Here is an 18,874-nt window from a genome sequence, read left to right as displayed (position 1 = left end):
CTCCGGGCGGGTGGGTTGCGAAGCCTCGCACGTGGGATACACGATCCCCGTGTCCGCCCCGCCAACCCGCGGGGGGGGGGGGTTTACCCGTCACCCCCCCACCCCTCAGGGCATCCAGGGCGCTATCCGATGCCGCGCCACCCCTCCGGGTCCACGCCGCCGGGCACGGAAGCGTCCACGTCGTACGGCTGACGCGTGAACACGAACGACCCGAGGTCCAGATGGTCCACGGCCCCGTCCGGCCGTCGCACCACCCGCAGCACCTCTCCGGCGTAGTAGCCCTCCAGTCCCGTCCAGGTCCCGTCACCGTTCGACCGGAACCGCGAACGCCGGCCATTGCCGGACAGCGGCTCCAACGAGGCGAGTCCGTCGGCCGTCAGCCGCAGGCCGAACCCGTAGGTCCCCCAGTACCACTGCCCCACCAGCTCCAGCACCGACGGCTCGACCTTCCGCAACGGCCGCCAGGGCTCCGGGATCCGCGGCTCGGCGTCGGCGACGATCCGCACGAGGTCGGCCCCCACCGCGGTGACCGCCGGCCCGGACGTGCAGTTCGCCAGCACCACCGCTGCCACGTCGTCCTCCACACCGATGGTGAGCGAGGCCAGGAAGCCCGGAAGCGACCCGCTGTGCCCGACGAGGAGGCGCTCACCCCACCGCCGCACCTCGAGCCCCAGGCCGTACGCGTACCCGGACGCCACATCCGCCGCCTCGGGCGGAGCCGCCGGAGTCCTCATCTCCCGCAGCGACTCGGCGCTCAGCACCCCGTCGTCCCCCTGGACCAGGAAGGCGGCGAAGCGGGCCACATCACCTGTCGTGGACCACAGTTGCCCGGCCGGAGCCATCCGCCCGAGGTCCTCGGCAGGCTCGGGCAGCAGCGCATCGGCCCAGGGATGCACCGCCCAGCCCCCCGCGTGCGGCGCCTCGGGGCGGGCATTCGTGCGGTGCAGACCCAGGGGTTCGAGCACTTCCCGCCGCAGAACCTCCTCCCAGGGAGCGCCCCGCAACTCCGCGACGAGCGCACCCAGCAGGGTGTAGCCGGGATTCGAGTAGTGGAACCGCCGGCCGACCGGATGCCGCAGCGGTTCCTCGCCCAGTACATCGGCCAGTTCGGGACGCAGCGACCCCGGCGATCTCTCCCACCAGGGCGCCGGCGACTCGGCGGCCAGCCCGCCCGTGTGCGCCAGCAGATCGGCTACGGTCGCCTCCCCCACGCCGGTGCCCGGCAGATGCTTCTCCAGCGGGTCCCCGAGGTCGAGCAGGCCCTCGTCGCGCAGCCGCAGAACGAGCACGGCGGTGAAGGTCTTGGTGATCGAGCCGATGCGGTACTGCGTGTTCTGGTCCGGTGCGTGTCCGTCCACCGACGTCCGCGCACCGTGCCAGACCGTCCGCCCGTCCCGCACGACCGCCGCGACGAGCGACGGCGCCCGCCCCTCCGTCTGGGCCACGGCGATCCGGTGCAGCAGCGCCCGGCGGGTACCGGGAAGCAGGTCATCCTGAGATGTCGTCATGCCCCCAGTCCACCCGCAGCGTCCGGCACACGTCGAGCAGATTTCTCCGAACGGCCGCGGAGAACCGTGCTGGGGCGGTCCGCGCTCGCCTGTGGGGTCTCGCCGCTCGTGACATGTCGATCTTGCGTGACCTGGTCGTTCTTGGCTGTCTCACGGCCTTGTCACCCGTGATCAGTCTCAAATCCGTGGCATTTCCCCGCGAGGACGAGGTCGAGATCAGGCGGCTTGCCCGTGTCGGCCGAGTACACCACGCTGAGCCCCGAGCACGAGGACTACCGGCGAGCCCAGATCGCGCACCGATGAGTTTCCCGCGCCGCGCTGGTCTATACGCCGGACACCCACGGACGGAAGGCTGGGCCATGCGGAAACTGATCTACGCCATGAACCTGACTCTGGACGGCTACATCGCCGCGGCCGGCGACGACATCGGCTGGAGCGGACCGCCGAGCCGCGAGCTGTTCCAGTGGTGGCTCGACCACGAGCAGGCAAGTGGCCTGTCGCTGTACGGGCGCAAGCTGTGGGAGTCGATGAGCTCCTACTGGCCGACCGGCGACCAGCAGCCCAACGCCACCCCGGCGGAGATCGAGTTCGCGCGGAACTGGCGGGACACGCCGAAGGTGGTGTTCTCCTCGACGATCGACAAGGTCGACTGGAACACCCGCCTGGTCACCGGCGACGCGATCGCCGAGATCACCCGGCTCAAGGCCGAGGACGGCGGCCCAATGAACATCGGCGGCGCAACGCTCGCCGGGGCGGCCATGCGCGCCGGGCTGATCGACGAGTACGTGATCGCCGCCCATCCGGTCCTGGTGGGCGGCGGCACGCCCTTCTTCACCGCGCTGGACAGCTGGGTGAACCTGAACCTGGTGGAGACGCGGACGCTTTCCGGCGGCGTGGTCCTGACCAGGTACGAGACGAGGCGCTGAGCAGCAGCACCCACGCGCTGGTCTCACGGTGATGTCGTATACGACATCGGTACGACACGGCCCGTGAGATCACGACATCAGCCGCGAGACCCTACACGGTCGCCGGATCAGGTCTGTGCCATGTCCACGAACCGCGAGTAGTGGCCCTGGAAGGCGACCGTGATCGTCGCGGTCGGACCGTTTCGGTGCTTGGCGACGATCAGGTCGGCCTCGCCGGCGCGCGGCGACTCCTTCTCGTAGGCGTCCTCGCGGTGCAGCAGGATGACCATGTCGGCGTCCTGCTCGATGGATCCCGACTCACGCAGGTCGGAGACCATCGGTTTCTTGTCGGTGCGCTGCTCGGGGCCACGGTTGAGCTGGGAGAGGGCGATGACCGGGATCTCCAGCTCCTTGGCCAGCAGCTTGAGGTTTCGGGACATGTCCGAGACCTCCTGCTGCCGGCTCTCGGCACGCTTGGAACCGCCGGACTGCATCAGCTGGAGATAGTCGATCACGACCAGCTTGAGGTCGTTGCGCTGCTTCAGGCGCCGGCACTTGGCACGGATCTCCATCATCGACAGGTTCGGGGAGTCGTCGATGTAGAGCGGGGCGGCCGAGACGTCCGGCATCCGGCGGGCCAGCCGCGTCCAGTCCTCGTCGGTCATCGTGCCCGAACGCATGTGGTGCAGGGCGACCCGGGCCTCGGCGGACAGCAGACGCATCGCGATCTCGTTGCGCCCCATCTCCAGCGAGAAGATGACGCTGGGCAGGTTGTTCTTGATCGACGCCGCCCGCGCGAAGTCCAGCGCGAGCGTCGACTTGCCCATCGCGGGGCGCGCGGCGATGACGATCATCTGACCCGGATGCAGACCGTTCGTCAGGGAGTCGAAGTCGGTGAACCCGGTGGGCACACCGGTCATCTCCCCGCTGCGCGAGCCGATCGCCTCGATCTCGTCGAGCGCGCCCTCCATGATGTCGCCCAGCGGCAGGTAGTCCTCGCTGGTCCGCTGCTCGGTGACCGCGTAGACCTCGGCCTGGGCTCGGTTGACGATCTCGTCGACGTCGTCGTCGGCCGCGTATCCCATCTGGGTGATGCGTGTACCCGCCTCGACCAGGCGGCGCAGGATCGCCCGCTCATGGACGATCTCGGCGTAGTACGCGGCGTTGGCCGCCGTCGGCACGGTCTGCACGAGCGTGTGCAGATACGAGGCGCCGCCGACCTTGTTGATCTCGCCGCGCCTGGTCAGCTCGGCGGCGATGGTGATGGGGTCGGCCGGCTCGCCCTTGGCATAGACGTCGAGGATCGCCGTGTAGATCGTCTCGTGGGCCGGCTTGTAGAAGTCATGGCCCTTGAGGATCTCCACCACGTCGGCGATGGCGTCCTTCGACAGGAGCATGCCGCCGAGGACCGACTGTTCGGCGTCGAGGTCCTGTGGGGGAACGCGTTCGAAGGCGGAGCCCCCGTCGTCCCACGCGCGGTTTTCCCGGCCGCGATCGTGCTGCTCGTCCCGGCCACGCTCCCCGTCGGGCCGGCGGCGGGAGGCGGGCAGACGATCACCTGGACCGCTGTCGGCCCACGGGTCGTCCAGGGGCTCGGAAATGCTCACCGAGCAGCCTCCTCCCGTCCGCCGAGCGGACCTCGCCGTGCCCCTCTGTTGTACGGGACGGCACTGACAAAATGAGAGGCCCAACTCCGCTTCAGGCGCGTCAGGTTTATGACGCTTTGGAAGCCGGCGGACGGAGCGGGCGCCGGACCACGGTAGGGCCCAGAACAGCGTCAGCCAATCTGGTTATCCACAGGCCATGTGGACGAGCGCCCCGATGCTGTGGAGAACTCGGCGAAACCTGTGCACGAGCCGGTGGACAGCCCTGTGAAAAAGCCCTCGGCGCCACCCACAGGACCCCGCTGACCTGCTACTTTCCCGTCCACCGGCTGTGCAGAAGAAAAACTTTCCCAGTCGGACCAAGATCGCCTCGAACGGTACGCACAAGCGAACGCCGCCAAACCTAAAGTAAGGACTGCAAAGGCTTTGCATCTCTTACCTGTGGACGATTACATTGATGCTCATGACACAGGCCCCCGCACGCCGCCCGGCCACCCGGCGCCGGCACGACCGAGAGATCGTCGCGCTGGCCGTACCGGCCTTCGGCGCACTCGTCGCCGAGCCCCTGTTCGTGATGGCCGACAGCGCGATCGTCGGCCATCTCGGCACGGCGCAGCTCGCCGGACTCGGTATCGCCTCGGCCCTTCTGACCACCGCCGTCAGCATCTTCGTCTTCCTCGCCTACGCCACCACGGCGGCCGTCGCCCGCCGCGTCGGCGCGGGCGATATCCGGTCAGCCATCCGCCAGGGCATGGACGGCATCTGGCTGGCACTGCTGCTCGGGGCCGCCGTCATCGCGGTCGTCCTGCCCACCGCACCCGCCTTGGTGGACCTTTTCGGTGCATCGCACACGGCGGCACCGTATGCGACGACCTATCTGCGCATCTCCTCACTCGGCATTCCGGCCATGCTGGTCGTGCTGGCCGCGACCGGAGTCCTTCGCGGGCTCCAGGACACCCGGACGCCGCTGTATGTCGCCGTCGCCGGGTTCGTCGCCAACGCCGCCCTCAATGTCGGGCTCGTCTATGGCGCCGGACTCGGCATCGCGGGCTCGGCCTGGGGCACCGTCATCGCCCAGTGCGGCATGGCGGCGGTCTACCTCTGTGTGGTCGTCCGTGGGGCCCGCCGGCACCACGCCTCCCTGCGGCCTGATCGGGCCGGCATCAGGGCATCCGCACAGGCGGGCGCTCCGCTGCTCGTCCGTACGCTCTCCCTGCGGGCGATCCTGCTGATCGCCACGGCCGTGGCGGCCCGCCTCGGTGACGCGGACATCGCCGCCCACCAGATCGTCCTGTCCCTGTGGAGCCTGCTCGCGTTCGCCCTCGACGCCATCGCGATCGCCGGACAGGCCATCATCGGCCGCTATCTCGGCGCCGACGATCCGGAGGGCGCTCGCGAGGCCTGTCGACGCATGGTGCAGTGGGGGATAGCCGTCGGATTCGCCCTCGGGCTCCTGGTGATCCTGAGCCGACCGCTCTTCCTGTCGCTGTTCACCAGTGACGCCCTCGTCAAGGACACGGCACTGGCCGCACTGCTCCTGGTGGCGTTCTCCCAGCCGATCTGCGGCGTGGTCTTCGTCCTGGATGGTGTGCTGATGGGCGCGGGGGACGGACCGTATCTCGCCGGCGCCATGCTGGTGACCTTGGCGGTCTTCACGCCTGTGGCGTTGCTCGTTCCCCTTCTGGGCGGCGGGCTCACCGCGCTCTGGGCGGCCATGACGTTGATGATGACCGTGCGGATGCTGACGCTGTGGCTGCGTTCCCGCTCGGGCCGCTGGATCGTCACGGGAGCGACACGCTGACCGTTTCACGTGAAACACCGCGGGCTGCCACGTTTCACATGAAACGCCGTTTCCCGCGCCCCTGCCCTCGGCGCCATGACCCTAGTGCTGTGGCCGGGAAGGTTTGCCGGGAAGCTCGCGGCGTCCGATGCGGTGCCTCGCAGGGCGGAGCATTGCCCGCGTACGGGATGTACTCGGGTGATGCGACAACGCGGCGAGGTGCCGTGCCGGGCGTCGCGAGCCGGTGAACCTTTCCGGTCACAGCACCAGTCACGCGGAAGGGGCCGCATCCTCGACGGATGCGGCCCCTTCCCGACTACTCAAGCCGAGCAGAGTGCCTTACGCGGCGACGACCTCGATGCTGACCTTGGCGGCAACCTCGGGGTGCAGACGCACGGACGTCTCGTGACCGCCCAGGGTCTTGATCGGCGCGCCCAGCTCGATGCGACGCTTGTCGACCTCGGGACCGCCGGCAGCCTTGATCGCCGAGGCGACGTCGGCCGGGGTGACGGAACCGAACAGACGGCCGGAGTCGCCGGAGCGGACGGCCAGGCGGACCTTCACGCCCTCGAGCTGGGCCTTGATCTGGTTGGCCTGCTCGATGGTCTGGATCTCGTGGATCTTGCGAGCACGACGGATCTGCTCGACGTCCTTCTCGCCGCCCTTGGTCCAGCGGATCGCGAACTTCCGCGGGATCAGGTAGTTGCGAGCGTAGCCGTCCTTGACGTCCACGACGTCGCCCGCGGCACCGAGACCGGAGACCTCGTGGGTGAGGATGATCTTCATGTGTGGCTCACCCTTCCCTTAGCGCGCGGTGGAGGTGTAGGGCAGCAGCGCCATCTCACGGCTGTTCTTGACAGCCGTGGCGACGTCACGCTGGTGCTGCGTGCAGTTGCCGGTCACGCGACGGGCACGGATCTTGCCGCGGTCGGAAATGAACTTCCGCAGCATGTTCGTGTCCTTGTAGTCCACGTACGTGACCTTGTCCTTGCAGAAAGCGCAGACCTTCTTCTTAGGCTTGCGCACAGGCGGCTTCGCCATGGTGTTTCTCCTGTGTGATCAAGAAGTGTGGGTACGGCCCGCCTAGAAGGGGGGCTCGTCCGAGTAGCCGCCACCGCCGCCGGAGCCGCCGCCCCAGCCGCCGCCACCCTGGTTGCCACCGGCGGGAGCACCGGTCGCCCACGGGTCGTCGGCGGGAGCACCGCCGCCCTGCTGGCCGCCGCCGGGGCCACCGCCCCAGCCGCCGCCACCCTGGCCGCCACCGCCGCCGCTGTAACCACCCTGACCACCGCGGCCCGAGGTCTTGGTGACCTTGGCCGTGGCGTTGCGCAGGCTGGCACCGACTTCGTCGACGTCCAGCTCGTAGACCGTGCGCTTGACGCCCTCACGGTCCTCGTAGGACCGCTGCTTCAGCCGGCCCTGCACGATGACGCGCATGCCTCGCTGGAGCGACTCGGCGACGTTCTCCGCCGCCTGACGCCAGACCGAGCAGGTGAGGAAGAGGCTCTCGCCGTCCTTCCACTCGTTCGTCTGGCGGTCGAAGGTGCGGGGAGTGGACGCGACGCGGAACTTCGCGACCGCCGCACCGGACGGGGTGAAGCGCAGCTCGGGGTCGTCGACAAGATTGCCGACGACCGTGATGACGGTCTCGCCTGCCATGGGGGAACCTCTCGGCGGGTTTGCTCTGGCTGCTTGCTACTCGAATCCCGAGATCAGCTGAGCGAAGGGCTCAGTGGGTCTCGGGGCGGAGGACCTTGGTCCGGAGGACCGACTCGTTCAGGTTCATCTGGCGGTCGAGCTCCTTGACGACCGCAGGCTCGGCCTGCAGGTCGATGACCGAGTAGATGCCCTCGGGCTTCTTCTTGATCTCGTACGAGAGACGACGACGGCCCCAGGTGTCGACCTTCTCGACCTTTCCGCCGCCGTCACGGACGACAGAAAGGAAGTTCTCGATCAGCGGGGAGACAGAACGCTCCTCGAGATCGGGGTCGAGGATGACCATCACCTCGTAGTGACGCATGTGGAACCCACCTCCTCTGGACTCAACGGCCACGGTCGTTCCGTGGCAGGAGGGTTGTTATGCGTACGCAACAGTGCTTGCAGTACATCAGCCGCCACTGACAACGAGGGCCGCTGACGGACTCTCCAGGTTGGCCGTGGCTCAGCCTGGGCAGACACCGTGCAGAACGTACAGACTACCCGCACACCCGCTTCCGGTTGAAATCGGGGCTCCGGACCCGTCAACCTGGACACCTCGGGTGTGCACGGCGCTAAGATGCGCCGCTTTTCGCTGGAGGTGCCCCATGGCACAGACGATGCGACCGAACACCGCCGCGGGTGGTGGCCTCTTCGCCACCGACGGCAAGTCCCACCCGGTCCAGGACACCCTGCTCGTGGTGACCCTGGTGCTGGGCGTGCTGGCGTTCATCACCGGGCTCCTCTTCCACGGCCTGCACCTGCTGAGCTCCTGGGCCGGGCTGGTGGGGATCCTCACGGGGGCGTACGGACAGTGGATCTCCGTGACGACGCGCGAGCGCTTCGGGCTGATCCTCGGCCTCGGCGCCTCCGCGGTCGGCTTCTATCTCGGCCTGGCGCACGGCGGCCTCTTCGGCGGCCTGTTCAGCTGACAACGGGCACGCCCGGCCGCTCCTTGTGGACGGCGTCCGCCGGACACCGCGGACGCCGCCCGTATGACCGCACGCCCGGCGCCACGGCGGTGAACAGGCCGGGGCGAAGGTTGCGTGCGGCCAGTCTGCGCGCTCCCAGGGCGCAGTAGGCTTCGGCGCGAGAGCCGGAGCCCCTGTACCCATGGGGACACGCCAGCCCGAGGAGCGCCCCGAATGAGCCTGACCCTGAGGACCATCAGTCGAGAGCAGCATCTGGCCTACATCCAGAACCTGCCCGCGGCGAGTCACATGCAGGTCCCGGCCTGGTCAGAGGTCAAGGCGGAGTGGCGCTCGGAAAACCTGGGCTGGTTCGACGACCGCACCGGCGAACTGGTCGGCGCGGGCCTCGTCCTGTACCGCCAACTGCCCAAGATCAAACGGTATCTCGCCTACCTGCCCGAGGGCCCGGTCATCAACTGGTTCGCGCCGAATCTCGACGACTGGATCCAGCCGATGCTGGCGCATCTGAAGCAACAGGGCGCCTTCTCGGTGAAGATGGGCCCGCCGGTGATCATCCGCCGCTGGAACTCCGAGACCATCAAGAAGGGCATCCAGGACTCGGACGTCAAGCGCCTGCGCGACCTGGAGGCCGACTTCATCGAGCCCCGCGCCTTCGAGGTCGCCGACAAGCTGCGCCGCATGGGCTGGCAGCAGGGCGAGGACGGCGGCGCCGGCTTCGGCGACGTGCAGCCCCGTTACATCTTTCAGGTGCCGCTCGCCAACCGGTCCCTGGAAGAGGTGCACAAGAACTTCAACCAGCTGTGGCGCCGCAACATCAAGAAGGCGGAGAAGGCCGGGGTCGAGGTCGTCCAGGGCGGCTACCAGGACCTCGAGGAATGGCAGCGGCTGTACGAGATCACCGCGGTGCGCGACCACTTCCGGCCCCGCCCGCTGTCGTACTTCCAGCGCATGTGGACGGCCCTCAACACCGAGGACCCCAACCGCATGCGGCTGTACTTCGCCCGGCACAACGGCGTGAACCTGGCAGCGGCGACGATGCTGATCGTGGGCGGGCACGTCTGGTACTCCTACGGTGCCTCCGACAACATCGGCCGCGAGGTCCGGCCCTCGAACGCGATGCAGTGGCGGATGCTGCGCGACGCCTACGCGCTCGGCGCCACCGTCTACGACCTGCGCGGCATCTCCGACTCGCTGGACGAGACCGACCACCTCTTCGGACTGATCCAGTTCAAGGTCGGCACCGGCGGCCAGGCCGCCGAGTACCTCGGGGAGTGGGACTTCCCGCTGAACAAGCTGCTCCACAAGGCGCTCGACATCTACATGTCGCGCCGCTGACCTGACGCTCTTCGCTTCGACCCCGTCGACACCTTCCATACTTCTGATACACCGCACCCCCGAGAAAGGTTCCAGGTCCGGCCATGGCGCTCACGCTCTACGTCGACACCGCGCGCTGGCGGGCGCACCACAAGCACGTGCAGGAGCAGTTCCCCGGGCTGGTCCCGGTCTGCAAGGGCAACGGCTACGGATTCGGGCACGAGCGGCTGGCCGAGGAGGCCACCCGGCTGGGCTCCGACATCCTCGCCGTCGGCACGACGTACGAGGCCGCCCGCATCAAGGACTTCTTCAGCGGTGACCTGCTGGTGCTGACGCCCTACCGCCGCGGCGAGGAGCCGGTGCCGCTGCCCGACCGTGTGATCCGCTCGGTGTCATCGGTCGACGGGGTGTACGGCCTCGTCGGGGCCCGCGTCGTCATCGAGGTGATGTCCTCGATGAAGCGGCACGGCATCAGCGAGCAGGACCTGCCGCAGCTGCACGCCGCCATCGAGAACGTCCGGCTGGAGGGCTTCGCCATCCATCTGCCGCTGGACCGCACGGACGGTTCGGACGCCGTGGAAGAGGTCATCGGCTGGATGGACCGGCTGCGCGCGGCCCGCCTGCCGCTGCACACGATGTTCGTCAGCCACCTCAAGGCGCAGGAACTCGCACGGTTGCAGCAGCAGTTCCCGCAGACACAGTTCCGCGCCCGTATCGGCACGCGGCTCTGGCTGGGGGACCACGAGGCCACCGAGTACCGCGGCGCGGTCCTGGACGTCACACGGGTCACCAAGGGCGACCGTTTCGGCTACCGCCAGCAGAAGGCGGCCTCGGACGGCTTCCTGGTGGTCGTGGCGGGCGGTACGTCGCACGGAGTGGGCCTGGAGGCCCCCAAGGCGCTGCACGGCGTCATGCCGCGCGCCAAGGGCGTCGCCCGCGCCGGCCTGGCCACGGTGAACCGCAACCTCTCCCCGTTCGTCTGGAGCGGCAAGCAGCGCTGGTTCGCGGAGCCGCCGCACATGCAGGTGTCGATCCTGTTCGTTCCCTCGGACGCACAAGAGCCCCAGGTCGGTGACGAGTTGGTGGCCCATCTGCGCCACACCACCACGCAGTTCGACCGGCTCATGGACCACTGAGCGGTCCCCCGAGCACCCGTTCTCGCACGAAAGGCCGTACCCGGCGGTGCCGGGTACGGCCTTTCGTATGACCTCCTGAATCCCTGTTCGCTCAGAGCGAACCGCTCTGGGGTGCCGACGTGCCCTGTCCGCCCCACTCCACCTGCGGCCCGCCGAGGTCCGCCTCCCGGTGCTGCGGACGGGCCCGGGTGCCGAGGACGAAGACGTCCTCGGCACCGTCGAGGACACCGCCCGAGGGGTCGTCGTCGCCGGCGCGGCGCACCACGTCCCGCTCCGGCATGAGGATGTCGCGCACGACGACCGCGCACAGGTACAGCGTGCCCAGCAGGTGCACGGCGATCGCCCAGTGGTAGCCATCGGTCGGCAGACCCTTGTGGGCGTCTCCACTGGTCGTGTACGCCAGGTACATCCAGATGCCGAAGAAGTACGCCACCTCGCAGGCCTGCCAGATCAGGAAGTCCCGCCACTTGGGGCGGGCCAGCGCGGCCAGCGGGACCAGCCACAGGACGTACTGCGGCGAGTAGACCTTGTTGGTGACGATGAAGGCCGCCACGATCAGAAAGGCGAGCTGGGCGAAGCGCGGACGGCGCGGGGCGTACAGCGTCAGCGCCGCGATACCGAGGGCGCACAGCACCACGAGCAGCGTGGCCGTGGTGTTGACGAAGTCGGTGCTCGGCGGGCTGCTCGAGTTCTGGGCCCAGATGAGCCAGAAGGAGCCGAAGTCGACGCCCCGGTCATGGCTGAACCTGTAGAACTGCCACCAGCCCTCCGAGGCGAAGGCCATCACCGGCAGGTTCACCACCAGCCAGGCGACGACGGCGCCCGCCAGGGCCTTGCCGAAGTCCCGCCACTTGCCCGCCCGCCAGCACAATACGAACAGCGGGCCGAGCAGGAAGACGGGATACAGCTTGGCGGCCGTGGCGAGGCCCAGCAGGACGCCGAAGGCGACCGAGCGCCCGCGGGACCACATCAGCATCGCGGCGGCCGTCAGGGCGACCGCCAGCAGGTCCCAGTTGATGGTGGCGGTCAACGCGAAGGCCGGCGCGAGGGCGACCAGCAGACCGTCCCACGGTCGCCGGGCGTGTGTGCGGGCCACGCAGACGGCGATGACGGCCGCGCACACCATCAGCATCCCGGCGTTGACCATCCAGTACCACTGTTCCTGATGCTGGATGCTGCCGCTGTGCGGGGTCAGCCAGGAGGCCACCTCCATGAACACCCCGGTCAGTACGGGGTACTCCAGGTACGGCATGTCGCCGGGGAGCTTGTCGAAGTAGGGCACGAGGCCCTCGGCGAAGCCGCGCCCCTGGTAGAGGTGCGGAATGTCCGAGTAGCAGGCCTTCGTGTACTGCGAACTCGCACCGAAGAACCAGGCACCGTGGTAGCAGGGGACCTTCTGGACCAGACCGAGGGCGAACATGCCGATCGCGACGAGCGCGACGACCCGTACGGGGGTCCACCAGGACCTCCCGAGCAGGGCACGCCGCCCGACGGCGCCGCCGATCAGCTCACTGCCGGCCGCCGCGACCTCGTCCTCCTTGGTGGGCCGCACCGGGTCCGGCTCGTGCACGCTCGCTTGCGTCGATTCAGCACTGGGCATGGGGCACATCCTGCCGTACACATCCGGGAGAAAGCCGAGGGCCGCCGCACCCGGCAGGTGCGGCGGCCCTCGTTTCACGTGAAACACCCTCGTGAGGCGGTCAGGCGGCTAGTTGGTCGTGCCTCCGAAGAAGCCTCCGTTGCCGTTGCCTCTGTTGCCGCCTCCGTTGCCATTGCCACTGCCTGAATCGGTCGGTGACGGCGATGGGCTGCTGCCTCCGTCCGTACCGCCGTCGCCCGTATTACCGCCGTTGCTGTCGCAGCCGAAGAAGCCGCAACGCGACGGGGTCGGCGAGGGGGTCGGGCTGGGCTCGACCTCGCTGGGCGTGGGAGACGGCGTCGGGCTGGCCTCCTCGGTCGGAGTGGGCGAGGGCGTCGGCGTGGGGCTGGGCACCGGGTTGACGATCTCGCCGATGGGCTCGGGCTTCGGGAACTTCTCGGCCGGCACGCCCTGGAGTGCCTCCAGCATGTAGTCGTGCCAGATCTCGGACGGGAACGAGGCGCCATGGATCTTGTCCTGGCCACCCGTGCCGTACATCTCCTCGAACTTGCGCGACTTGTTCTTCTCGTTGTCGTCCAGCCGGAACATGCCGATCGCGGTGGAGAGCTGCGGGGTGTAGCCGACGAACCAGGCGGACTTGTTCCCGTCCGTGGTACCGGTCTTGCCGGCCACCTCACGCCCGGGCAGCTGGGCGTTGGAGCCCGTACCCTTCTCGACCACGGTCTTGAGGATGTCCGTGACGTTGTCGGCGACGGCCGGCGAGAAGGCCTCCTTGGGCTTGCCCTCGTGCTTGTAGACCTGCCCGTCCTTGCTGTTGACCTCCAGGACGGAGAACGGGTCGTTCTGCTCACCACTCTTGGCGAAGGTGGCATAGGCGCCCGCCATGCGGATGGCGCTGGGGTCGGAGATGCCGATGGAGAAGGACGGGAAGCTTGTGCCGGTCAGGCTGTTCTCCTTCAGACCGGCGTCGAGGGCGGCCTGCTTGACCTTGTCCAGGCCGACGTCCATACCGAGTTGCACGAAGGCGGAGTTCACCGACCACTGCATCGCCTCGCGCAGGTCGATCAGGTAGCTCGGGGGCTTTCCGCGCGACTCGTTACCGTCGTTGGTCTGCAGCCACTCCCCGTCCTTCTCATCCCTCCAGACGGTCCCGTCGTAATTCTTGATCTTGAGCTTGTTCTTACCGCTGAACCGGCTCTTGGGCGACACCTGGGTGCGTTCGTCCTGTGGCTGCGATTTGCCCCCGCTGGGGTCGCGGACTCCGTCCCGCATGGCCGCGGCCAGTACGAACGGCTTGAAGGTCGAGCCGACCTGGGCGCCGGTCGCGTCGGCGTTGTTGGTGAAGTGCCTGGTCGCGTCCTCACCGCCGTAGATCGCCACGATGGCACCCGTCTTCGAGTCCACCGAGGCCCCGCCGAACTGGACGTGCGTGTCCGTCTTCGGGCGCAGCTTGGGGTTGATGTTGGCCTTCTGGACCTTCTTGACCGCCTTCTCCAGCTTCGCGACCTTCTTCTTGTCGAAGGTCGTCCAGATCGTGTAGCCGCCCAGCCGCAGCTTGTCAGCGGTGAGGCCGGTGTCGTCGCTGTGGGTGATCAGATAGCTGTTGGCCAGGTCCACGAGGTAGCCGATCTGACCGCTCAGCTGGGTGTTCGACCGCGGGTACTTCCAGTCGGGAAGCTTGGTGTATTTGGCCCGCTCGGTGGCACTCAGATGGTTGCCCTGAACCATCTTGTCGAGCGTGTCCTGCATCTGCGTCAGGGCCCGCTGTGTGTTCTGCTCCGCGGTGGCCCCGGTGGGGTCGATGGAGGTCTGGCCCGCCGGGTCGTAGTACGTCGCGCCCTTGAGCATCGCGGACAGGAAGGCGCACTCGCCCGGGTTCAGGTCGATGGAGTCCTTGTTGAAGTAGGCACGCGCGGCCGCCTGGATCCCGTAGGCACCCCGGCCGTAGTAGGCCGAGTTCAGGTAGCCCGCGAGGATCTCCTTCTTGTCGACGGTGGTGCCCACCTTGACCGAGATGAAGATCTCCTTGAACTTACGGGAGATCGTCTGCGACTGGTCGTCCAGCCTCGCGTTCTTCACGTACTGCTGGGTGATGGTGGAACCACCCTGGGTCTGGCCACCGGTGGCCATGTTGAAGAACGCGCGGGCGATGCCCTTGGGGTCGACGCCGCTGTCGGAGTAGAAGGTCTTGTTCTCCTGGGAGATGACCGCCCACTGCATCGCCTCGGGGATCTGCGACAGGTTGACGATCTGCCGGTTCGTCTCGCCACCCGTCGAGACCATCGGCGTCTTGTCGGACCAGAGGTAGACGTTGTTCTGCGCGGTCGCGGTCGCGGCGACATCGGGCACGCCCACCATGGCGTATCCGATACCGGCGACCGCCACCATGCTCCCGAGGAAGCCGATGAACAGCCCCGTCACGAGCTTCCAGGACGGCACCCAGCGGTACCATCCGTCCTTGCCCGCGCGCGGGTAGTCGACGATCCGGTTCTTGGCGGGCGGCGCCGCCCGGCCACGGCCGCGCCCGGGCCCGTTCGGGCCATCGGGTCCGCCGGGGCGGCCACGGCGGCCGCCACCTCTCTGTGCCGCCCGCCGAGCGGCGGCACGACCCTCGTACGGGCGCTCCTCACCTCCCGCGCCATACGAATCCGACCCCGGGCCCGGCCCGTGGGAACCGGATCCATAGGAATCGGCAGGAGATCCGCTGGCGCCTCGCGGTGCCGCGCGGCGGCCGGAGGACGAGCCGGACTGGCCACGTCGGGCCGCGGCACGTCCGCCTCCCTGCGGCTGCGGCGGTTTGCGACGGTGCTCGCTCATCGAACGATTACTCCTCGGGCAGGCGCACCCTTGCGCGCCTGGAAACGGCGGCTGGTTTCCGGTCCCCCCGAAGTACGGATGTGGTCGGTCGTGTATTCACCCGTACCGCACCGGGGACGGGGACGTCCCCCGGGCGTCACTTGGTTCCCGGCGGTGTGCATGGCGCACAGACTACGCACTGGCCAAACCCGCTGAGCCTCGAAGTTCACCCCAAATCAGGCAACTTGCCTCCGACCGGCCTGCGATGTGATCCCGTTCACTCTGCCCCCTCTTGTCGCATCCAGGGCTGGGATCTATCGTCGTGATGTATCGAGTCGATACATCAGTCCGAGATAAGCACCGCCAAGGCACCCGGAGCGGCCTCCGCCGCCGCCGGATCGCGGGAGAGAGGAGGCGACGATGAGCCGGCGTTCCGGCATCCTCGAGTTCGCCGTTCTCGGCCTGCTCCGCGAATCTCCAATGCACGGCTACGAGCTGCGCAAACGACTCAATACGTCACTGGGTGTGTTCCGTGCGTTCAGCTACGGGACGCTCTATCCCTGCCTCAAGACGCTGGTCGCCAACGGCTGGTTGATCGAGGAGCCGGGGAACGCTCCTGAGGACGCCGTCTCCGCCGGGCTCGCAGGGCGCCGCGCCAAAATCGTCTACCGGTTGACGGCCGAAGGTAAGGAGCACTTCGAGGAGCTGCTCTCGCAGACGGGCCCCGACACGTACGAGGACGAGCACTTCGCCGCGCGCTTTGCCTTCTTCGGGCAGACGTCGCGTGACGTACGCATGCGCGTGCTGGAGGGCCGCCGCAGCCGGCTGGAGGAGCGTCTGGAGAAGATGCGCACCTCTCTGGCACGCACCCGGGAGCGCCTCGACGACTACACACTCGAGCTCCAGCGCCACGGAATGGAGTCCGTGGAGCGCGAAGTGCGCTGGCTGAACGAGCTCATCGAGAGCGAGCGGGCCGGGCGGGACCTCAAGGGTTCCGCCTCCGGGGGACCCGCGTCGCTGGACACCACCACTGGAACGACGGGCGGCCTGCCCCGGTCCGGGGAGTCTCCCCGGCCGGATACGCCCGACGACACCGCCACGTGAGGTCCCGTCGGGGCTTCACCGATTACACACAGGGAGCAACCGGAATGGGTTCGGTTCGCGTAGCCATCGTCGGCGTGGGCAACTGCGCCGCGTCGCTGGTGCAGGGCGTCGAGTACTACAAGGACGCCGACCCGGCGTCGAAGGTCCCGGGCCTCATGCACGTGCAGTTCGGCGACTACCACGTGCGTGACGTCGAGTTCGTCGCCGCCTTCGACGTCGACGCGAAGAAGGTCGGCCTGGACCTCGCGGACGCCATCGGCGCCTCCGAGAACAACACCATCAAGATCTGCGACGTGCCCAGCACCGGTGTGACGGTTCAGCGCGGCCACACCCTCGACGGTCTCGGCAAGTACTACCGGGAGACCATCGAGGAGTCCGCCGAGGCCCCGGTCGACATCGTCCAGATCCTCAAGGACAAGCAGATCGACGTCCTGGTCTGCTACCTGCCCGTGGGCTCCGAGGACGCGGCGAAGTTCTACGCCCAGTGCGCCATCGAGGCCAAGGTCGCCTTCGTCAACGCGCTCCCGGTCTTCATCGCCGGCACCAAGGAGTGGGCGGACAAGTTCACCGAGGCGGGCGTCCCGATCGTCGGCGACGACATCAAGTCGCAGGTCGGCGCGACCATCACGCACCGCGTCATGGCGAAGCTGTTCGAGGACCGCGGTGTCATCCTGGACCGCACCATGCAGCTGAACGTCGGCGGCAACATGGACTTCAAGAACATGCTGGAGCGCGACCGCCTGGAGTCCAAGAAGATCTCCAAGACGCAGGCCGTCACCTCCCAGATCCCCGACCGGGACCTCGGCGAGAAGAACGTCCACATCGGCCCGTCCGACTACGTGGCCTGGCTCGACGACCGCAAGTGGGCCTACGTCCGCCTCGAGGGCCGCGCCTTCGGCGACGTCCCGCTGAGCCTGGAGTACAAGCTCGAGGTCTGGGACTCCCCGAACTCCGCCGGTGTCATCATCGACGCCCTGCGCGCCGCGAAGATCGCCAAGGACCGGGGCATCGGTGGTCCGATCCTGTCGGCGTCCTCGTACTTCATGAAGTCCCCGCCGGTGCAGTACTTCGACGACGAGGCCCGCGAGAACGTGGAGAAGTTCATCCGCGGCGAGGTCGAGCGCTAGAGAGCGCTTCGCAAAACCGCTCCTGCCAGGGCTGTTGGGCCCCCGTCCGTGTACGCCGTGCGTGCACCCGGGGGCCCTCCCACATGTGAGGCTGTGCCCCATGGCCGTCGTCCGTGACCTGCGTGTCCTGCTGCGCTTGAGGAACTTCAGACGCCTGCTCGCCGTGCGGGTGCTCTCCCAGAGCGCCGACGGCGTCTACCAGGTCGCGCTCGCCACCTACGTCGTCTTCTCCCCGGAGAAACAGACCTCGCCCGCCGCGATCGCCTCCGCGATGGCGGTCCTGCTCCTGCCGTACTCCCTGGTGGGCCCCTTCGCGGGCGTCCTGCTGGACCGCTGGCGCCGCCGCCAGGTCTTCCTCTACGGCAACCTGGCGCGTGCCGTGATGGCGACCGCCACGGCCGTGCTGATGGTCGCCGCCGTGCCGGACTGGCTGTTCTACGTCTCCGCGCTGTGCGTCACCGCCGTCAACCGCTTCGTCCTCGCCGGCCTGTCGGCCGCGCTGCCGCGCGTCGTCGACGCCGAGCGGCTGGTGATGGCCAACTCCCTGTCGCCGACCGCCGGCTCCCTGGCCGCGTTCGCGGGTGGCGGTCTCGCCTTCGTCGTACGGCTGGCGGGAGCGGACTCCGACGCGGCCGTGGTGCTGCTGGGGGCCGCCCTGTATCTGTGCGCGGCCCTGACCTCACTGCTCATGGCACCGGATCTGCTCGGGCCCGACCGGGGGCCGGAGCGGACACGGCTGGGCACGGCACTGACCGTCACCGCACGCGATCTGGCGGCGGCTGTACGGCACCTCGCCGCGCCCTCCCGGCGTCAGGCCGCCTGGGCACTGGCCTCGATGACGTTGATGCGTTTCTGCTACGGGGCACTGACCGTCATGGTGCTGATGCTGTGCCGCTACGGCCTGACCTCGAACACACGGGAGGGGCTGCGTCTGCTCGGGCTGGCGCTGGCCCTCTCCGGCGCCGGGTTCTTCGCGGCGGCCGTGATGACACCGTGGGCGGCCGGCCGGCTCGGACCGGCCCGCTGGATCGCCGTGTGCGCCGGCTCCGCGGCGGTTCTCGAGCCCGCCCTGGGCCTGCCGTTCGCCACCGGCCCCCTGCTCGTCGCGGCGTTCGTGCTGGGGCTGACCACCCAGGGCGCGAAGATCTCCACGGACACGATGGTGCAGTCCGCGGTCGACGACGGCTTCCGCGGCCGGATCTTTTCCGTGTACGACGTGCTGTTCAACATGGCGTTCGTCGGCGCTGCGGGGGTCGCCGCGCTGATGCTGCCACCGGACGGCCGGTCGGCCCTGCTCGTCGTCATGATCGCCGTGATCTACGGCGCGGTTGCGGCCGCTATGACCCGCTTTGCAGGCCGATAAGTGTCACATC

Annotated in this window: 16 protein-coding genes; 8 read left to right on the top strand and 8 right to left on the bottom strand. The window is 68.4% G+C overall.

Annotated features, from left to right (window positions below; genetic code table 11):
- Window positions 1-122 precede the first annotated feature (122 nt).
- Window positions 123-1,508, bottom strand: a complete 1,386-nt coding sequence (locus ACIQMV_RS17860) for a serine hydrolase domain-containing protein (RefSeq protein ID WP_402593710.1) — start codon at window positions 1,506-1,508, stop codon at window positions 123-125.
- A gap of 359 nt (window positions 1,509-1,867) precedes the next feature.
- Between ACIQMV_RS17860 and ACIQMV_RS17855 the strand changes: the two genes are divergently transcribed.
- Window positions 1,868-2,434, top strand: coding sequence for a dihydrofolate reductase family protein (locus ACIQMV_RS17855; RefSeq protein WP_402593708.1), 567 nt, complete (start codon window positions 1,868-1,870; stop codon window positions 2,432-2,434).
- A 107-nt stretch (window positions 2,435-2,541) separates the two neighbouring features.
- Here ACIQMV_RS17855 and dnaB read toward each other — a convergent pair whose 3' ends face one another.
- Window positions 2,542-4,020, bottom strand: coding sequence for a replicative DNA helicase (dnaB, locus tag ACIQMV_RS17850; protein WP_141359881.1), 1,479 nt, complete (start codon window positions 4,018-4,020; stop codon window positions 2,542-2,544).
- A 460-nt stretch (window positions 4,021-4,480) separates the two neighbouring features.
- Between dnaB and ACIQMV_RS17845 the strand changes: the two genes are divergently transcribed.
- A complete protein-coding gene (locus ACIQMV_RS17845) occupies window positions 4,481-5,818 on the top strand; it encodes an MATE family efflux transporter (protein WP_402593706.1) in 1,338 nt (445 codons plus the stop codon).
- Window positions 5,819-6,136: 318 nt separating this feature from the next.
- Here ACIQMV_RS17845 and rplI read toward each other — a convergent pair whose 3' ends face one another.
- The 4 genes from rplI to rpsF all read right to left on the bottom strand — a co-directional run bounded on the left by rplI (window position 6,137) and on the right by rpsF (window position 7,817).
- Complete coding sequence (gene rplI / locus ACIQMV_RS17840; RefSeq protein ID WP_225076426.1) at window positions 6,137-6,583, bottom strand: 50S ribosomal protein L9; 447 nt, start codon at window positions 6,581-6,583, stop codon at window positions 6,137-6,139.
- A gap of 18 nt (window positions 6,584-6,601) precedes the next feature.
- The gene (rpsR, locus tag ACIQMV_RS17835; RefSeq protein ID WP_003949403.1) at window positions 6,602-6,838 is read right to left on the bottom strand and encodes a 30S ribosomal protein S18; all 237 of its coding nucleotides are present in this window, start codon (window positions 6,836-6,838) and stop codon (window positions 6,602-6,604) included.
- A gap of 42 nt (window positions 6,839-6,880) precedes the next feature.
- The gene (locus ACIQMV_RS17830; protein WP_141359878.1) at window positions 6,881-7,456 is read right to left on the bottom strand and encodes a single-stranded DNA-binding protein; all 576 of its coding nucleotides are present in this window, start codon (window positions 7,454-7,456) and stop codon (window positions 6,881-6,883) included.
- 70 nt (window positions 7,457-7,526) lie between these two features.
- The gene (gene rpsF / locus ACIQMV_RS17825; protein WP_019324683.1) at window positions 7,527-7,817 is read right to left on the bottom strand and encodes a 30S ribosomal protein S6; all 291 of its coding nucleotides are present in this window, start codon (window positions 7,815-7,817) and stop codon (window positions 7,527-7,529) included.
- 283 nt (window positions 7,818-8,100) lie between these two features.
- Here rpsF and ACIQMV_RS17820 point away from each other — a divergent pair, with 283 nt between their 5' ends.
- The 3 genes from ACIQMV_RS17820 to ACIQMV_RS17810 all read left to right on the top strand — a co-directional run bounded on the left by ACIQMV_RS17820 (window position 8,101) and on the right by ACIQMV_RS17810 (window position 10,874).
- On the top strand, window positions 8,101-8,424 hold the full coding sequence (locus ACIQMV_RS17820; RefSeq protein ID WP_402593703.1) for a hypothetical protein: 324 nt from the start codon (window positions 8,101-8,103) through the stop codon (window positions 8,422-8,424).
- 213 nt (window positions 8,425-8,637) lie between these two features.
- On the top strand, window positions 8,638-9,759 hold the full coding sequence (gene femX / locus ACIQMV_RS17815) for a peptidoglycan bridge formation glycyltransferase FemX (protein ID WP_141359876.1): 1,122 nt from the start codon (window positions 8,638-8,640) through the stop codon (window positions 9,757-9,759).
- An 83-nt stretch (window positions 9,760-9,842) separates the two neighbouring features.
- Window positions 9,843-10,874: an alanine racemase gene (locus ACIQMV_RS17810; RefSeq protein WP_402593701.1), complete on the top strand. Its 1,032-nt coding sequence runs from the start codon at window positions 9,843-9,845 to the stop codon at window positions 10,872-10,874.
- A gap of 91 nt (window positions 10,875-10,965) precedes the next feature.
- Here the strand turns inward: ACIQMV_RS17810 and ACIQMV_RS17805 are convergent, their stop codons facing one another.
- Together ACIQMV_RS17805 and ACIQMV_RS17800 are read right to left on the bottom strand one after the other, a co-directional pair.
- Entirely contained in the window at window positions 10,966-12,474 is a 1,509-nt protein-coding gene (locus ACIQMV_RS17805) for a glycosyltransferase family 87 protein (protein ID WP_402593699.1), read from the bottom strand.
- Window positions 12,475-12,582: 108 nt separating this feature from the next.
- A complete protein-coding gene (locus tag ACIQMV_RS17800; RefSeq protein ID WP_402593697.1) occupies window positions 12,583-15,291 on the bottom strand; it encodes a transglycosylase domain-containing protein in 2,709 nt (902 codons plus the stop codon).
- Window positions 15,292-15,690: 399 nt separating this feature from the next.
- Between ACIQMV_RS17800 and ACIQMV_RS17795 the strand changes: the two genes are divergently transcribed.
- The 3 genes from ACIQMV_RS17795 to ACIQMV_RS17785 all read left to right on the top strand — a co-directional run bounded on the left by ACIQMV_RS17795 (window position 15,691) and on the right by ACIQMV_RS17785 (window position 18,864).
- Window positions 15,691-16,374, top strand: coding sequence for a PadR family transcriptional regulator (locus tag ACIQMV_RS17795; protein WP_402593695.1), 684 nt, complete (start codon window positions 15,691-15,693; stop codon window positions 16,372-16,374).
- Between the two features lie 44 nt (window positions 16,375-16,418).
- On the top strand, window positions 16,419-17,501 hold the full coding sequence (locus ACIQMV_RS17790) for an inositol-3-phosphate synthase (protein ID WP_141359872.1): 1,083 nt from the start codon (window positions 16,419-16,421) through the stop codon (window positions 17,499-17,501).
- Between the two features lie 100 nt (window positions 17,502-17,601).
- A complete protein-coding gene (locus ACIQMV_RS17785) occupies window positions 17,602-18,864 on the top strand; it encodes an MFS transporter (protein ID WP_402593693.1) in 1,263 nt (420 codons plus the stop codon).
- Window positions 18,865-18,874 lie beyond the last annotated feature (10 nt).

Origin of the sequence: Streptomyces sp. NPDC091412 (assembly GCF_044756885.1) — a bacterium.
Taxonomy (GTDB): domain Bacteria; phylum Actinomycetota; class Actinomycetes; order Streptomycetales; family Streptomycetaceae; genus Streptomyces.
Note: the sequence above shows the minus strand (reverse complement) of the source record. Positions and strands in the feature narration are given on the sequence as shown.

Bases quoted from the DNA above. Each gene is read 5' to 3' on its own strand.
- ACIQMV_RS17860 (WP_402593710.1), bottom strand. From the start codon at position 1,508: ATGACGACATCTCAGGATGACCTGCTTCCCGGTACCCGCCGGGCGCTG.
- ACIQMV_RS17855 (WP_402593708.1), top strand. From the start codon at position 1,868: ATGCGGAAACTGATCTACGCCATGAACCTGACTCTGGACGGCTACATC.
- ACIQMV_RS17845 (WP_402593706.1), top strand. From the start codon at position 4,481: ATGACACAGGCCCCCGCACGCCGCCCGGCCACCCGGCGCCGGCACGAC.
- rplI (WP_225076426.1), bottom strand. From the start codon at position 6,583: ATGAAGATCATCCTCACCCACGAGGTCTCCGGTCTCGGTGCCGCGGGC.
- rpsR (WP_003949403.1), bottom strand. From the start codon at position 6,838: ATGGCGAAGCCGCCTGTGCGCAAGCCTAAGAAGAAGGTCTGCGCTTTC.
- ACIQMV_RS17830 (WP_141359878.1), bottom strand. From the start codon at position 7,456: ATGGCAGGCGAGACCGTCATCACGGTCGTCGGCAATCTTGTCGACGAC.
- rpsF (WP_019324683.1), bottom strand. From the start codon at position 7,817: ATGCGTCACTACGAGGTGATGGTCATCCTCGACCCCGATCTCGAGGAG.
- ACIQMV_RS17820 (WP_402593703.1), top strand. From the start codon at position 8,101: ATGGCACAGACGATGCGACCGAACACCGCCGCGGGTGGTGGCCTCTTC.
- femX (WP_141359876.1), top strand. From the start codon at position 8,638: ATGAGCCTGACCCTGAGGACCATCAGTCGAGAGCAGCATCTGGCCTAC.
- ACIQMV_RS17810 (WP_402593701.1), top strand. From the start codon at position 9,843: ATGGCGCTCACGCTCTACGTCGACACCGCGCGCTGGCGGGCGCACCAC.
- ACIQMV_RS17805 (WP_402593699.1), bottom strand. From the start codon at position 12,474: ATGCCCAGTGCTGAATCGACGCAAGCGAGCGTGCACGAGCCGGACCCG.
- ACIQMV_RS17800 (WP_402593697.1), bottom strand. From the start codon at position 15,291: ATGAGCGAGCACCGTCGCAAACCGCCGCAGCCGCAGGGAGGCGGACGT.
- ACIQMV_RS17795 (WP_402593695.1), top strand. From the start codon at position 15,691: ATGAGCCGGCGTTCCGGCATCCTCGAGTTCGCCGTTCTCGGCCTGCTC.
- ACIQMV_RS17790 (WP_141359872.1), top strand. From the start codon at position 16,419: ATGGGTTCGGTTCGCGTAGCCATCGTCGGCGTGGGCAACTGCGCCGCG.
- ACIQMV_RS17785 (WP_402593693.1), top strand. From the start codon at position 17,602: ATGGCCGTCGTCCGTGACCTGCGTGTCCTGCTGCGCTTGAGGAACTTC.